Origin of the sequence: Bacillus basilensis, from assembly GCF_050630465.1 — a bacterium.
GTDB lineage: Bacteria > Bacillota > Bacilli > Bacillales > Bacillaceae_G > Bacillus_A > Bacillus_A basilensis.
Genome location: NZ_JBNTQO010000002.1, coordinates 215,709 through 230,146 on the forward strand (window position 1 = coordinate 215,709; position 14,438 = coordinate 230,146).

At 35.4% G+C, this 14,438-nt stretch carries 19 protein-coding genes and 1 riboswitch; of the genes, 11 read left to right on the forward strand and 8 right to left on the reverse strand.

Features of this window, described 5'->3' with window-relative positions:
• Positions 1 to 49: 49 nt before the first annotated feature.
• A riboswitch (FMN riboswitch) is annotated at positions 50 to 193 on the reverse strand.
• A 190-nt stretch (positions 194 to 383) separates the two neighbouring features.
• Positions 384 to 590: a CDGSH iron-sulfur domain-containing protein gene (locus ACQVV1_RS04550; protein ID WP_001151582.1), complete on the reverse strand. Its 207-nt coding sequence runs from the start codon at positions 588 to 590 to the stop codon at positions 384 to 386.
• Between the two features lie 288 nt (positions 591 to 878).
• Between ACQVV1_RS04550 and ACQVV1_RS04555 the strand changes: the two genes are divergently transcribed.
• Complete coding sequence (locus tag ACQVV1_RS04555; protein ID WP_060632177.1) at positions 879 to 1,124, forward strand: DUF2552 family protein; 246 nt, start codon at positions 879 to 881, stop codon at positions 1,122 to 1,124.
• 10 nt (positions 1,125 to 1,134) lie between these two features.
• On the opposite strand, the gene ACQVV1_RS04560 is transcribed toward ACQVV1_RS04555, so the two are convergent.
• Positions 1,135 to 2,058, reverse strand: a complete 924-nt coding sequence (locus ACQVV1_RS04560; protein ID WP_063223056.1) for an alpha/beta hydrolase — start codon at positions 2,056 to 2,058, stop codon at positions 1,135 to 1,137.
• A gap of 81 nt (positions 2,059 to 2,139) precedes the next feature.
• On the opposite strand from ACQVV1_RS04560, the gene ACQVV1_RS04565 reads away from it, so the two are divergent.
• A complete protein-coding gene (locus ACQVV1_RS04565) occupies positions 2,140 to 2,622 on the forward strand; it encodes a GNAT family N-acetyltransferase (RefSeq protein ID WP_242252136.1) in 483 nt (160 codons plus the stop codon).
• Between the two features lie 99 nt (positions 2,623 to 2,721).
• A complete protein-coding gene (locus ACQVV1_RS04570; protein ID WP_431168651.1) occupies positions 2,722 to 3,585 on the forward strand; it encodes a LacI family DNA-binding transcriptional regulator in 864 nt (287 codons plus the stop codon).
• Positions 3,586 to 3,608: 23 nt separating this feature from the next.
• Here the strand turns inward: ACQVV1_RS04570 and ACQVV1_RS04575 are convergent, their stop codons facing one another.
• A complete protein-coding gene (locus ACQVV1_RS04575) occupies positions 3,609 to 4,928 on the reverse strand; it encodes a Na+/H+ antiporter family protein (protein WP_431168652.1) in 1,320 nt (439 codons plus the stop codon).
• 132 nt (positions 4,929 to 5,060) lie between these two features.
• Entirely contained in the window at positions 5,061 to 6,059 is a 999-nt protein-coding gene (locus ACQVV1_RS04580; RefSeq protein WP_431168653.1) for an alpha/beta fold hydrolase, read from the reverse strand.
• 121 nt (positions 6,060 to 6,180) lie between these two features.
• Here ACQVV1_RS04580 and ACQVV1_RS04585 point away from each other — a divergent pair, with 121 nt between their 5' ends.
• Positions 6,181 to 6,657: a ribbon-helix-helix domain-containing protein gene (locus ACQVV1_RS04585; protein WP_242252132.1), complete on the forward strand. Its 477-nt coding sequence runs from the start codon at positions 6,181 to 6,183 to the stop codon at positions 6,655 to 6,657.
• A 127-nt stretch (positions 6,658 to 6,784) separates the two neighbouring features.
• On the opposite strand, the gene ACQVV1_RS04590 is transcribed toward ACQVV1_RS04585, so the two are convergent.
• On the reverse strand, positions 6,785 to 8,374 hold the full coding sequence (locus ACQVV1_RS04590; RefSeq protein ID WP_242252131.1) for a bifunctional metallophosphatase/5'-nucleotidase: 1,590 nt from the start codon (positions 8,372 to 8,374) through the stop codon (positions 6,785 to 6,787).
• Positions 8,375 to 8,575: 201 nt separating this feature from the next.
• Here ACQVV1_RS04590 and ACQVV1_RS04595 point away from each other — a divergent pair, with 201 nt between their 5' ends.
• The 3 genes from ACQVV1_RS04595 to ACQVV1_RS04605 all read left to right on the forward strand — a co-directional run bounded on the left by ACQVV1_RS04595 (position 8,576) and on the right by ACQVV1_RS04605 (position 10,388).
• Entirely contained in the window at positions 8,576 to 8,839 is a 264-nt protein-coding gene (locus ACQVV1_RS04595; protein ID WP_063223062.1) for a YqkE family protein, read from the forward strand.
• A 68-nt stretch (positions 8,840 to 8,907) separates the two neighbouring features.
• Positions 8,908 to 9,432, forward strand: a complete 525-nt coding sequence (locus ACQVV1_RS04600) for a GrpB family protein (RefSeq protein ID WP_431168654.1) — start codon at positions 8,908 to 8,910, stop codon at positions 9,430 to 9,432.
• A 128-nt stretch (positions 9,433 to 9,560) separates the two neighbouring features.
• Positions 9,561 to 10,388 carry an aldo/keto reductase gene (locus tag ACQVV1_RS04605; protein WP_199677483.1) on the forward strand — a complete coding sequence of 276 codons (828 nt, stop codon included), beginning with the start codon at positions 9,561 to 9,563 and terminating at the stop codon, positions 10,386 to 10,388.
• A 29-nt stretch (positions 10,389 to 10,417) separates the two neighbouring features.
• Here the strand turns inward: ACQVV1_RS04605 and lolS are convergent, their stop codons facing one another.
• Together lolS and mciZ are read right to left on the reverse strand one after the other, a co-directional pair.
• A complete protein-coding gene (gene lolS, locus ACQVV1_RS04610; RefSeq protein ID WP_431168655.1) occupies positions 10,418 to 11,332 on the reverse strand; it encodes an aldo/keto reductase in 915 nt (304 codons plus the stop codon).
• A gap of 108 nt (positions 11,333 to 11,440) precedes the next feature.
• Positions 11,441 to 11,575, reverse strand: a complete 135-nt coding sequence (gene mciZ, locus ACQVV1_RS04615; protein ID WP_063223066.1) for a Z-ring formation inhibitor MciZ — start codon at positions 11,573 to 11,575, stop codon at positions 11,441 to 11,443.
• A gap of 74 nt (positions 11,576 to 11,649) precedes the next feature.
• Here mciZ and ACQVV1_RS04620 point away from each other — a divergent pair, with 74 nt between their 5' ends.
• A complete protein-coding gene (locus ACQVV1_RS04620) occupies positions 11,650 to 12,189 on the forward strand; it encodes an NUDIX hydrolase (RefSeq protein ID WP_060632166.1) in 540 nt (179 codons plus the stop codon).
• Between the two features lie 24 nt (positions 12,190 to 12,213).
• Here the strand turns inward: ACQVV1_RS04620 and ACQVV1_RS04625 are convergent, their stop codons facing one another.
• Positions 12,214 to 12,765 (reverse strand): GNAT family N-acetyltransferase, encoded by a 552-nt coding sequence (locus tag ACQVV1_RS04625; RefSeq protein ID WP_431168656.1) that lies wholly within the window; start codon positions 12,763 to 12,765, stop codon positions 12,214 to 12,216.
• 155 nt (positions 12,766 to 12,920) lie between these two features.
• On the opposite strand from ACQVV1_RS04625, the gene spoIIM reads away from it, so the two are divergent.
• From spoIIM to ACQVV1_RS04640, 3 genes are all read left to right on the forward strand, one after another.
• Positions 12,921 to 13,538: a stage II sporulation protein M gene (spoIIM, locus tag ACQVV1_RS04630; protein WP_431168657.1), complete on the forward strand. Its 618-nt coding sequence runs from the start codon at positions 12,921 to 12,923 to the stop codon at positions 13,536 to 13,538.
• A gap of 106 nt (positions 13,539 to 13,644) precedes the next feature.
• Complete coding sequence (gene fur / locus ACQVV1_RS04635; RefSeq protein ID WP_000392657.1) at positions 13,645 to 14,100, forward strand: ferric iron uptake transcriptional regulator; 456 nt, start codon at positions 13,645 to 13,647, stop codon at positions 14,098 to 14,100.
• A 103-nt stretch (positions 14,101 to 14,203) separates the two neighbouring features.
• Positions 14,204 to 14,434, forward strand: coding sequence for a YqzK family protein (locus ACQVV1_RS04640; protein WP_060632164.1), 231 nt, complete (start codon positions 14,204 to 14,206; stop codon positions 14,432 to 14,434).
• Positions 14,435 to 14,438 lie beyond the last annotated feature (4 nt).

Sequence of the window (14,438 nt, forward strand, 5' to 3'; positions counted from 1 at the left end):
AATATGCATACTGAAATAAAAGTGTATTCACTATATAAAAAACTAGAAACATATCCTTCTCCCATCCAGACTATACTGTCGGCCCTAGAGTTTCACTAGATCCACCGTTTTCGAGTTGAAAACGGGTCACGGACTTAGAAGCTTTCGCTTCATCACCGCCGGTTGGGAATTTCACCCGACCCCGAAGGATGCTGTTTGGTCAAATTATAGCACAAAAAAAATAAAAGGCTAGTAAAAAGTATTCGAATGTGAAGAATTGTGTGAAAATATATGTAGGCTGGAATGAAGACAAAAGTATTAGAAATGTTGTAAGGAGAAGGGATATAGCGGAGTTGATAAAAAGAAAAAACATGCACAAAAAAATGTGCATGTCACATGTAAAATTATTCTGCCTCTGGTGCTCTAACAACAGACTCAAATTTACCTTTATGCGAAGCATCGCAATAAGGCATATTTTTTGATAAACCACAACGGCATAAAGAAAATGCCGGTTTTGCTGGGAATACATTCCCCTGTGAGTCGACTAATTCCACGTCCCCTGTAACGCGAAAAGAGCCATTGTCATTTACTTTAATTTGTACTTTTGCCAACACTATCCCTCCTTCCCAAACGCTTAATTCCATCATATAATCAAGAGAAGTACTTGACAATATAAAGTGAAACTTTAATCAGTGGGGGAGGCATCCCCCACTGATTATTAGTTGAACCAATCGGGCTTTTAGGGGCAGTTAATCTCACACCTAACGTCTTTGTTTCAGCTGAATTTTGAGGTAGGATTTTTACTGCCCGCAAATAGCGGGGCAAAAAGAGCACTTTGTTCGAAAGAGAAGAGAGTGTTATAATGTTTTTTATAACTGACTAGAGTAAGGTGACGAAAGATGGATAAACAATTACGTACATTACGAAATATTGCAGATGAGCGCACGTGGGCATCATTTTTGAATGATAATCATCCATATAGTTTGTTACATTGGTCCATTGCAGGTGTAGGACAAGAATCGAAGGATGTTTGGTTACTTCAAGATGAAGTAACCTTTCAAACGACAGAATTTCCAACGTTAGATGATGCAATGCAATGGATTTCTGAAAATATGGAACAAGTTACAGACGTTTTAGCGCAATAAAAAAACAGGCTTATGCAAGCCTGTTTTTTGTTTCTTTCACATATGTGTTTAAAAATTGATCGACGGCTGCTTCATACTCTTCTTTATTTTCGTTATAAGAGCAAGCATGTGCACCGTGTTCTGCAATATAAAGTTGTTTCTTATTCTCTTTTGCTTCATATAACGCTTTTGTCATATCAGCTAAAATATAATCGTCATCTTTACTATGAATAAAGAGAACGGGATTGTTAATGTTTTTTATACAGTCGATTGGTGACACTTCACGAATTGTATAACCGTCGCGAACTTTTAAAAATGCGTTTGCTAAAGGTAATAAAGGCCATTTTGGTAAATGGAATTCCACTTTTAAACGGTGCTGCAATTGCCCGTAAAAATCAGAGAAAGGACAATCCGCAATATAAAAATCAGCCCCATCTTCTACAAGCCCTGCGTATTGAAGAAGTGTTGCAGCTCCCATCGATTCACCATGAATACCAAGGGTTATATTTGTGCCAAAACGACTTTTTAGCCAGTCAACTACAGATTTTAAATCATGTTTTTCATAATATCCATAGCTTGTTGTTTTTCCACCAGTTCTACCATGACGACGATGATCATAAATAACGACATTATATCCTCTGTTTAAAAATAAGTTTGCATATTTTACAGAGTTCATTTTATTTACAGTTACGCCGTGACAAAAAACCATAAACTTATTGGAATGACCAGCAGGAATGTAATACCCGTGAAGATCATATCCGAATTGCGAAGGGATATGAATTTCTTCTTTATGAAGAGCATCAAAATCCTCTATACGAAAATGTTTTTTCGTTTCTCTTTCGAGTACTTCTTCCTCTGTTTTTTTCTTTAAGTACATCACTTTATTTGTAAAGAAAATCCCAAGGGCAGTTATCGCACCTAGTATAGTAAACAATGCTGCAAAAAAACGTTTCATACTTTACCTCATCCTCCAAATACCGTTACATGTGATACACTTATATTGTATCACAATGATAGAAAAGGGGAGAAATAGGAAATGCTGCATATACAAAAAATTACACCAGCGATGAAAGAAACAATCCGAATGTTCATGTGTGCGAACTGGGGAAGTTCATTGATGGTTTCGCGTGGTAAGGGGCATCGGTTAGAAGAGTTGTCAGGATTTGTTGCGCTCTCAGATGACAGAATAATCGGAATTATAACATATGAAGTGAACGGAAATATGTGTGAAATTGTATCGTTAGATAGCTTAGAAGAAAGAAAAGGAATAGGGACGAAGCTTGTAGATTGTGTATTACAAGTTGCAGAAGAAGAACGGTGCAGGCAGGTTTGGCTTATTACAACAAATGATAATATGAATGCGTTACGTTTTTACCAAAAACGTAATTTTGTGATGACTCATTTATATGTGAACGCAGTGGAAGAAGCACGAAAGATAAAGAAAGAAATTCCACGTATTGGATATGACGGTATCTCAATTTTGCATGAAATTCAATTAGAGTATCATTTAATGAAATGATGTAACAATTTTCAGAAATATAAGTTATTAACCTTGACGAATAGTAGAATATAGGTTACCGTAAAATTGTAATCTATTACCATATTAAGGGGTGACGATGTGGCAACTATACGTGATGTGGCAAAATTAGCAGGTGTTTCAGTCGCAACCGTTTCACGAGTTATGAATGAAAAAGGATACGTTCATGAGGACACAGTAAAACAAGTAAAGGAAGCAATTGAAGAATTACGTTATAGGCCAAATGTTACAGCGAAGCCATTGTTTAAACAAGATTCAACGATAATTGCATTACTTGTAGATAATTTATATGACCCATCAAACATCACTTTGCTACATTGTATTGAGGAAATAGCATATAACGAAGGATATCAAATCATTGTTTGTAATATAGAGAATAAAGATAGGTACATACATATGTTGAAGGAAAATAACATTGCAGGTGTTATTTTGACAAGAGCCGTTTTTAAAAGTATAGGAGAAATTCCACTTCCGTTTGTTGTGGTTGATAAAAAAAAATCACATACAAATTATTATGAAAGTGGACAAAGAGCGGTTTCTTTATTAAAAGAGAAAGGCTGTCACTTCCTTGCTTATTTCGGTGAGGGAGAAGATAGTGAAGAAATGGAAGAGCACATATCAGGATTTTTAGATGCTGTTTGGGAAGAAGGAGTCTCTTATCGAGAAGAATGTGTACAAGGGTATACGAATAAACAGTTTATTACATTATTGCAAAACAATCCGTATATAGATGGAATTGTAACTTCAAGTGATAAGATTACTTTTGAGTTAATTCGAGCAGCGAAAAATTTAAATATCTGTATACCGAATAAATTGAAAATTATTGGACTGAACGGGAGCATAGACAGTGAATGGATAGGCCCATCACTCATGAAAATTGAAAGTTGTGTCGAGGAAAATGGGAAAATAGCTTTGCAACAATTAAAAGGAAAAATAAAAAAGTAAAAGGTGCGTATAAAACGCACCTTTTATAATGTAATTGCGGCAATAAAGCCAAATATAAGTAACGGTATATTATAATGCAGAAAAGTTGGTACACATGTATCCCATATATGATGGTGTTGACCATCAGCATTTAAACCGGATGTTGGTCCAAGTGTACTATCTGATGCTGGAGATCCTGCATCGCCTAGCGCTCCGGCTGTACCGATAATTGCAATTGTAGCCATTGGACTAAATCCAAGTTGAATGCAAAGAGGTACAAAAATTGTTGTTAAAATAGGGATGGTTGAAAAGGATGAACCAATTCCCATCGTAACGAGAAGTCCAATAACGAGCATAAGAAATGCAGCGAGTGGTTTGTTATTCCCAATCATATGTGCACTCGTTTGTACAAGGGATTCAACATGTCCTGTTTTTCGAAGGACAGCACCGAACCCAGCGGCAGAAATCATAACAAATCCGATAAAGGACATCATACGCATTCCGCTTGTTAAAATTGCATCTGCTTCTTTAAGAGGTAGACTACCACTAACTGATAAAACGATAATCCCCGCTAGAGCACCGAAAATCATTGATTCTGTTGCTAATTGAACAGTCAATGTAGCTAAGATAGATACTAACCCGAAAGTAATGTTTCGTTTTGTATAGGGAACGATTTCATTTTCGGTAGTATGAACTTGTTCAGTTTCATACGTACGAGGTTTTCGGTACGTAATAAATACCGCGACACATAATCCGATAATCATACCGATTGCTGGAATAGTCATCGCTTTTGGAATAAGTGTAACGTCAAATGTAAGACCACTTTGCGCGGCATTTGTTTGCAATACGTCATGATAAATTTTTCCGAATCCTGCAGGAATCCACATATAAGGAGTAATTAATCCGAATGTAATAATACATGTAACAAGCCTTCTATCTACTTTCAGCTCGTTTAATACTTTTAAAAGTGCTGGAATTAAGATGGGGATGAAAGCGATATGAACAGGAATAACATTTTGTGAGAAACAAGCCATCGTTAAAATGATAAATAAAATAAGTATTTTTGAATAAACTTGTTTTTTTGTGTCTTGTTCATTGCCAATCCATTTTAATGCCGTTTGAATCATGGCATCTGGAAGTCCTGTTTTGGAAAGGGAAATAGCGAAACCGCCAAGCATTGCATAACTTAAAGCGATTGGAGCACTGTTTCCAAGACCAGTGGTAAAAGTGTTAATAGTTTCTGAAATACCGAGTCCGCCGATAATTCCGCCTGTTAAAGCTCCAACAATGATGGCGACAATGACCTGGACACGTAACAAACTAAGCAATAGCATAACTGCTACTGCGACGAGTACAGCATTCATAATAAATGTAATCTCCCTAAATTTTTTATTCTGTTAAGGCAAGTAAATATGAAGCACTTTGCTAGATTTATACATAGTTGCGACATATTATTATAAAATGTTTTTTATGAAATGTAAAAGAGCCCTTTGTTACTAATGCTGAAAAGTTAGCTCTTTTTTAATTGATTGTAAAGAATTAGCAAATAATTCCGGTTCTTCTAAATCAGGAGAATGTGCTGAATTTGGAAACCAAATCATCTTTTTTATAGGTGCTTCCATAACATCACAATATTCCTGAACGAGTGCATAAGGAGTTTGATAATCATAGCGGCCAGAACAAAAGTAAACAGGAATAGATAAACTTGAAATGGACGAAAAGAAATCAATTGTCAGCATTTCTTCCCATAAAACACCAGATTTTAAGTTTCCTACGAGAAACTTGAACCAATCTAATAGCGTATATTCAGGAGAAAAGAAACCTTTTCGTATGAAAGAAAAGGAAGATCCGTTTTGGATTGCTCCTCCGAATGTACCAAGCCACTTTCTTTGAATAATGAGACGTCTCGTATCTAAAAATGGTGGTTTACCTAATTTTAAAAGAGAAGCTAATGCTTTTTTATGATCATGCTTTTTGGCAGAACGAATTAAATGTTGATATAGTAATTCTTCGTTTTGTTTCATATGTACAATTTGCCCAATACTGATGTAGGCCTCGATATACTGTGGATATTGATGTGCTATGTTAAGCCCAATAATGCTTCCCCAAGAATGACCAGCGAGAAAGAGTTTTTGTTTGTTAAACTTTTTCAGTACATATTGAATCACTTCTTTTGCATCGGAAACGAATTGTTTGATTGTAAAATTTGCTCCGAAATCTTTCATTGAAAAGGATTTGCCTGCCCCGCGTTGGTCCCAATTAATAACGATAAAGTGTTTCTCCAATTCTTTTTGAAAATGGCGAATAAATCCGATTTGTGCCATGCCAGGTCCACCATGACAGCACAATAAAATAGGCTGCTCTATGTTTTGCCCGCGCATAAGGAGGGTTTGTTTTCGATTGTTAATCATAACGCTTTCCATCGTAGCGATACTATTAGGAATGAGTTGTTTATTTTCATTATAGAACTGCGGAGTATAGCTACGAAAAAGCATATTGAAAACCTCCTTTTCTGAAATCGTATGAATCGCACAGGCTATTCGTTTTGCATATACTGTTAGAAAATCATTGTAACATACCATACTAGTGTCATTTCAACACGGGAGGTGGGAAATTGTGACGATTGGAGAAATTATAGATTGTTTAAATAGACGTGAATCCATCGCTATTATAGCAAAACGTCTTGAAATGAGCCCGTATACATTATCAAAGAAATTAAGATTGATTGGATACGAATATGATGGAGAACAGAAGAAACGTATTTTTGTAGGAGATGGAGAAGAACCGCGTCACTTACAACTCCAAGAAGCGACAGCCCTTCAATATGCGAAAACGGATTATCAATTATTAATTTATGAGCAATTACAAAGTATTTATGAATTACTAAGAAAGAGAGAAGAAGTAAGTGCACCCATTATGAATATAAGTACAGAAAAAAAGAAGCGTACCTTTTCTATTAATAAAGAAATATTAGCAAAATTAGACGCCATATCAGAATCGAAAGGAATTCAAAAATCTAAACTTGTAGAAGAGGCGTTACAACAATTTTTACAACAATATGATTTTAACAAAACATCACATTTTGATAACTAAAAAAGGATACTATGTTCATTGTAAGAACGAGTATCCTTTTCTTTGTTTCCTGTATATTACGGATAATATACAGGATAAGTGCATATCCTTTGCATTGAAAAAATTGGATTGTTTATTAGGAAAATACTTAATTTACTTTTTGAATTCTTCCATCAATAACTGGCTGAATTGGTTCTTTTAATTGTTTTACGTAATCGACTAGTGCTTCAAAGTCGTTTGGACCAGTTTCTGAATTCTTCCCATTTTTAAATGATACAAATCCATCACCACCAGAAGCTAAGAAAGCATTCGCTACTACGCTATACGTTTTAGATGGAGATAATTCTTCTCCGTTTGTTAAACGTATATTTGTAACTTTTTCACCGTTTGGTTTGTTTGCATCCCACGTATATTGAATACCTGAAATTTGAAGCATTCTTGTCGTACCTTTTTGCCATTGCTGATTTAAAATGTCGCGAATGTCTTGACCTGTTAAATCTACTTTAATCAATTGGTTTCCAAAAGGCTGAATACCATATAATTCGCCCCATGTAATATCGCCAGCATCTAAGTCATTACGAATGCCGCCCGGATTCATAAGTGCGATTTGAGTTTGCATCGTTTGGCGCTGGGCATCGGCAACTAAATTTCCAAGAGTGGACTCACCGGCAGCATTTTGTTTACGGTCGATAGGTGCTGTAGATTTTCCGACAACTTCATTTACAAGTGGTGCGATTTTTTCTTTATATTGATCTAGTTTTTTCTTTACTTGTTTATCAGGTTCTACACCTTCATGGTATGTTGTAACAACTTCAGCTTTTTTCTTCACAATATCTTTTGTTTTTCTATCAATCGTTACATCCACATCAGAGAAAGCCATTCCGTAAGAGTTCGCTTGGACAATTAGTTTATTATTTACTGTACCATTTACATACGTATGACTATGTCCACCGAAAATAATATCAACTTCCGGGTCTGTTTCATTTGCAATTCGAGTAAGGTCTCCATTTGTTATACCAGATTCATCTGTTGTTCCACCGACATGAGCAAGGACGACAATAGATTTAACACCGAGACGCTTTAATTGTTGCGCTGATTTATTAATTGCTTCTACTTCGTCAGTGATTTCTACATTTTGAAGCATAGTTGGCATAACGACATTTGGTGTATCAGTTGTAACAACGCCAATGAATCCTACAGGCACACCGTTTACCATTTTTACAGTAAATGGGGGTAAAAATAGTCGACCAGTTGATTTGTTATAGAAGTTTGCAGCGACATAAGGGAAGTTAGCGCCTTTGAAATTTCCTGTTTTTTCGTGATATCCACCGTAAATGAGGCGTTTCATTTCATCGATACCTTCATCAAATTCATGGTTTCCGATTGTACCAACATCAAACTTTAAGTCATTTAAAAATTCAATTGTAGGCTCATCTTGTAATAATGCTGAAACTGGTGGACTAGCACCTACAATATCACCAGCATGTACGAGAAGTGTATTCGGGTTTTGTTTTTTCCGTTCTTTTAAATAAGTAGCTAAGTAATCAGCGCCACCAGCTTCTTTATTATTAATTTTTTTAACAGTATCTAGTTGTCCATGAAAATCATTAATACCAAGCATTTGTACGTCTATGTAGCGGTTTTGTTCAGCTGGAGTCTGAGATGGGGGAGCGGCAAATACGCTTGAAAAAGTAATGGTGCTTAAAACGGCAACAGCAGGAATAATTTTTTTCCACATAATTTAATTCTCCTTTTTTTATAATCTGACATCATACGACATAATTTTAATAGATTCATAGGATTATATCTATATAAAAATTTAGTTTTTTCGAAAAATTAACATATTTACAAAAGATGAATAATAAAGTAATGACCCTTTTTTGTTGTCGATTTCATCTTGTATCTACTATAATGGAGAAAAAAGTAAAAGGTGAGCAGCATGAAGAAAAAGAAACAAAGACAAATGCAGAGACAATCTCAAGTGAATCAATCAAAGAAAGAATCTCTTACATTAGGTGATCAATTAAATGATTCACTTATGCAGCAATTAAAGAATAAGAAGAAAGAATTGCAAGTGAGAGAAGAGAAAAAAGAGGCAGCAGAACTGGAAAGAAAGCGCCAAGAACAAAAAGAACGTGAAAAGAATAAATCATTTGAAGAACTGTTAAGTGAAAGTAGCCTTACTTGGAAAGACTTTAAATAATAAAAAAATGATCAGTGATATTTCACTGATCATTTTTTTGACGAGCTTGTAAGAAAGGGGGAGTTAGAATGAGGAAAATTGTAGTTGTTCCGCATGAAAATCATTGGGGTGAAAAATTTCAAATAGAGGTTGAAAGATTAAAATCAGCGATGCCAGAAACGGTGAAAATTCATCATATTGGAAGTACGTCAGTGCCAGGACTGGCAGCTAAACCAATTATAGATATGATTATGGAAGTAGAGAGTATCGAAAGAGTAGATAGGTGGAATGAACGATTTATAGAGCTTGGTTACATCGCAAAAGGAGAAAATGGTATTTCAAGACGCCGCTATTTTATTCATGGAACGGAGGAAAAACGTTCGTATCATTTACACGTGTTTGAAAAAGGAAATCCAGAGATAGTAAGGCATTTAGCATTTCGTGATTATATGATGGCTCATTGTGAAGAAGCAGAGGCATATGCAACTTTAAAGAAAGAATTAGCTGAAAAGTATACATATGATGGTGCGTTATATTCGGAAGGGAAAACTGAGTTTGTACGTAATGTGGATGAAAAAGCGAAGAAATGGATAGAAAATAGCGTGAATGAATGAGTTCGCATTATTTTTGAAGGTGTATAAATTTATTATGTAAACTGTACATATGTTTTGACTTTTTGATTGAATCTTGTTGAAATAAAGTGGTGGCTTATAAAAATGTAACAATGAAAGGGAGAACGAATGTGCATATTCCAACAACTACACTTCATAATGGCGTGAAAATGCCAATGATTGGTCTAGGCGTTTATAAAGCAACAGAAGGCGACGAAGTAAAACAAGCAGTAAAAACAGCGTTAGAAGTTGGATACCGTTCGATTGATACAGCAACTGTATATGGAAATGAAAGCGGTGTCGGAGAAGCGGTTCGTGAATCAGGGATTCCGAGAGAAGACATCTTTATTACAACAAAAGTTTGGAACGACGATCAAGGATATGAGGAAACACTTGAAGCATTTGAGAAAAGTCTAAAGAGATTACAAATGGACTATGTAGATTTATATTTAATACATTGGCCAATAAGAGGGAAGTATGTCGATACGTATCGAGCGTTAGAAAAACTGTACGAAGAAGGTAAAGTGCGCGCGATTGGTGTTTCTAATTTCCATAAACATCATTTAGAACTGTTATTACCAAACTGTAAAGTGAAGCCAATGGTAAACCAAGTGGAACTTCATCCAATGTTAACACAATTTGAATTGCGTAATTTCTGTCAAGGTGAGCAAATTCAAATGGAAGCATGGAGTCCATTAATGAGAGGCGGGGAAGTATTTCAGCACCCGATTATTCAGGCCATTGCTAACAAATATGAAAAAACACCTGCGCAAGTTATATTAAGATGGGATATTCAAAGTGGGATAGTGACGATTCCTAAATCTGTTACACCATCTCGCATTCAGGAGAATTTTACTATCTTTGATTTTTCACTAACGGAAGAAGAAATGAATCAAATTAATACATTAAACCGTAATTTACATGTAGGAACGAATCCTGATAAATATGATACGTTATAAAAAGACGCTACCAGTATGGTAGCGTCTTTTTAACGATGTAAAGCATAGGTATCACATTTAGCAATTTGCTGAAGTTGTATATATTGTGCTGTTGTTAACTGTGTTTGTTTACAAGCCTGTACATTTTCTTGTAATTGTTGAATAGAGCTTGCACCAGGTATAACAGCTGCAACAGTTTCGTTATGTAAGCAATATTGAATAGCTGTTCCGGTTAAAGAGCTTTCTCTGATTACTTCTTTTACACTTGCGAGTGTCGCATATAATTCATCGTAAGAATAAGAAAGGTAATTCTTTTCTTTTACTCTTTCTATCTTTCTTGCATTGTTGTCAGCTAGAATTCCTTTTGCAAGTGGTCCGCGAGCAATGACACTAATTTGATGTTCATTAAGAAGCGGGAACCATTCTTCAGGGCGACGATTTAAAAGGCTATATTCCATTAATACACTAACGATATTTGAATGTTTTGCATATTCACGGATGACATTTGGACGTATAGAAGAAATACCGTAATGGCGAATGATACCTTCTTTTTTTAATTCTTCAAAGGCTTCAATTGTTTCATCTATAGGATCTTCAAGCGTTCCGCCGTGAAGTTGATAAAGGTCAATGTAATCAGTTTGAAGTCTACGTAAACTTTCTTTCACTTCAGCCTTTATGTAATCTTTAGAAGGATCCCAAGACCAGCCGTTTTTTTCGTCTGTCCATCGATTTCCAACCTTTGTTGTAAGAACGATTTGGTCTCGTTTCCCTTTTAAGGCTTTTCCAACAAATTCTTCGTTTAATCCATAATCATATAAATCTGCTGTATCAAAAAAATTGATTCCTAAATCGATTGCTTCATCGATAATACGCATAGCTTCTGTTTCAGATGTACCGAGAGACATACAGCCAAGTCCCATTTCTGTCACAAATAAATCCGAGTTTCCTAATTGACGTTTTTTCATAAGTCAACCTCCTTATCTTTATTGTACGCAAGGGAAAAGAGGTTGACAAACTTTTACTTTTTATCCCGATTGGTGAAGAGAAATAATCAGAGGAGATGCCCCCTCTGATTAAATTTTCCCTTTATTTGCTGTAATCCACTCTTGTACAGTTGTGTACTCTTTGCCATATTGTTTTAGCTTATGGCGAATTTGCCACGCTTTTCCGACTAAAGTGACGCGATTTGGTAAAATATAAACTTTCATTTCTATCACGCTCCTTTCAATGTGGTAAAATGTATGAGGAAAGAATAGGAAATAGAACAGGGAGATGAAGTAGTATGAGTAATCTTGCAGAGAGAACCGTAAAAACTGAACCAATTTTTGATGGTAGAGTTATAAAAGTTCGTGTTGATGATGTAGTATTACCAAATGGAGCAATGAGTAAACGTGAAATTGTAAATCACCCTGGTGCAGTTGCTATTATTGCTATTACTGATGAGGGGAAAATTGTGCTTGTTGAGCAATATCGTAAAGCGCTTGAAAAGGCGATTATAGAAATTCCAGCCGGCAAGTTAGAACCTGGTGAAAAACCTGAGGTGACAGCAGTTCGTGAATTAGAAGAGGAAACAGGATATGTATGTGAAAATATGGAGCTTATTACTTCTTTCTACACATCTCCAGGGTTCGCGGATGAAATTTTATATGTATATAAAGCGACAGGTTTGACGAAAAAAGAAAATAAAGCTGAGTTAGATGAAGATGAGTTTGTGGAATTGATGGAAGTATCGTTAGAAGAAGCGGTTATTCTTATGAAAGATCTTCGTATTCATGATGCGAAGACGATGTTTGCAGTACAATATTTACAACTACAAAAATAAACACTCGCCAAAGGCGAGTGTTTTTTAATTGATTTTTGCATATACGCGTGCATCACGTAAGCTACCATCTGGTGCTATGAAATCATTTTCCATTGTACCTTCTAGAATAAATTCTAAACGTTCTGCTAGGTTACATGCATTTGTATTTGTTGCATCAATACGAATTTCAATTCTTCTAGCACCTAGCTTATCAAAGGCAAATTGAATGGCACCTTTAATTGCTTCAGTCATATAGCCTTGTTTTGTATAAGCACTATGCAGCCAGAAGTGAAGTGAAAACTTTGGAATATCCCAGTTTTCAGGCTTGAGCGTTATAGCTCCGATGAATGTACCTGATACTTTATCGTATAAGTGAAAATCAAGTGTTTCACGAAGTAAAAACTGTCCGTGAGCGTTACGAACGATTTCTTCAGCACTTTCTTCTGTTTCAGCTTTAATTGGCATCCACGGTACTAAGTCTTCTAGAGAAGCTTGGATTGCTTCGTATACTTCTGCACCATCACCTGGAAATGGCTTACGAACTTGTAAGCGTTCAGTTTGAAATAATGTTGGAAAATCTAATAATAATGGTTTCAAGAGAAATCCCTCCTATTCTCTACTTTTTAGTTTAGCAAAGTAGAGCGGAATTTCAATGTTAATTCGTCATACTTTTTTCTTTCTTTCATACATTTTTAGTAAGAGTGTGAACGGAGGGAAGAAAAATGTGGCGAAAAACTTGGCAAGACCGTGTAATGTCTCACATACAGGAAAACTCTTCATTATATATATTTAACGCTGTTTTATTATTGATGGGAGTAATATTTGGGGCCATTCTTGTAAATAGTTTACAATTAAATCAAAAACAAGATTTATCATTTTATTTACAACGTTTTTTTGGACAAGTTTCTAAAGGAGAATTTGCTATTGCAAGCGAAATGTTTCGAGAAAGTTACTTTTCGCAATTAAAATACATTGGATTTATTTGGATTTTGGGAATTTCAATTATTGGATTGCCACTTATTTTTGTTTTATTATTTGTAAAAGGAGTAGTTGTCGGATTTACAGTAGGTTTTTTAGTAAGTCAGCATGGATGGAATGGATTATTATTAGCATTCGTTTCTGTATTGCCACAAAACCTCATTATTATTCCAGTATTTCTCGTTATGACAACAATTGCTGCAAGCTTTTCCTTACGCATGATTAGGCATCAATTTATCAGGAAAATAACCGAGCCGCTATTACCATTATTAATTCGTTATACATGCTTCTTTCTTATAATTGGAGCAGTGTTAGCTCTTGCTTCTAGTGTAGAAGCTTATGCATCGCCAGTTTTAATGAAAGAAGTCGTTGAGGCTATTAATAAACAATAAATACTTTTTGAGAATAATTATCAATTTGTTTTTATTGTTTTTCTTTTGACAGAAGCCCTTCTTCTGATATAATGGTGTAAGAGTGGCGAGGAGGGAGTAGTACCGAATGGAAGAAAGAATTGAACGAATTAAGAAGCAATTACATGCAGCGAGCTACAAATTAACACCGCAACGTGAAGCAACAGTTCGTGTGCTGCTAGAAAATGAAGAAGATCATTTAAGCGCAGAAGATGTTTACCTCCTTGTAAAAGAAAAGTCGCCAGAGATCGGATTAGCAACCGTCTATCGAACTTTAGAACTATTATCTGAGTTAAAAGTTGTCGATAAGATTAACTTCGGAGACGGTGTTTCACGCTATGACTTACGCCAAGAAGGTGCGCAGCGTTTCCACCATCATTTGATTTGTACACAATGTGGTGCTGTACAAGAAATACAAGAAGATTTACTTGGTGAAGTGGAAAGGAAAGTAGAACGTGACTGGAGCTTTAAGGTGAAGGATCATCGTTTAACATTCCATGGGATTTGTAAAAATTGTCAAGAAAATGAAACGGATGAAAAATAACCTTTTCCTATTTAACTAGGAAGAGGTTTTTTATTTGAATAAGGTATAAATTGGTGAAAGCTTGGCATATGTTGTAATAACTTATATTTTGGAGGAATTTACAATGCGCCGAGCTTTAAAATTAACTTTTGATGGGGTAAAAGTATTTTTATTATTTACAAGTTGTACGATTTTGTTTTATTTCGCTATACTATGGATAAATGAAGAATATGAAAGCTATCATCGTTATGAAAAGCCAAAAGAAGAGACTGTAGAAAAAGTATCAGGGAATGAAGAGCCGGCAAAGGATGCTTTCGTAAATAGAATGATGTTTTTCTATGAAAATGGGGAGTAGTGTA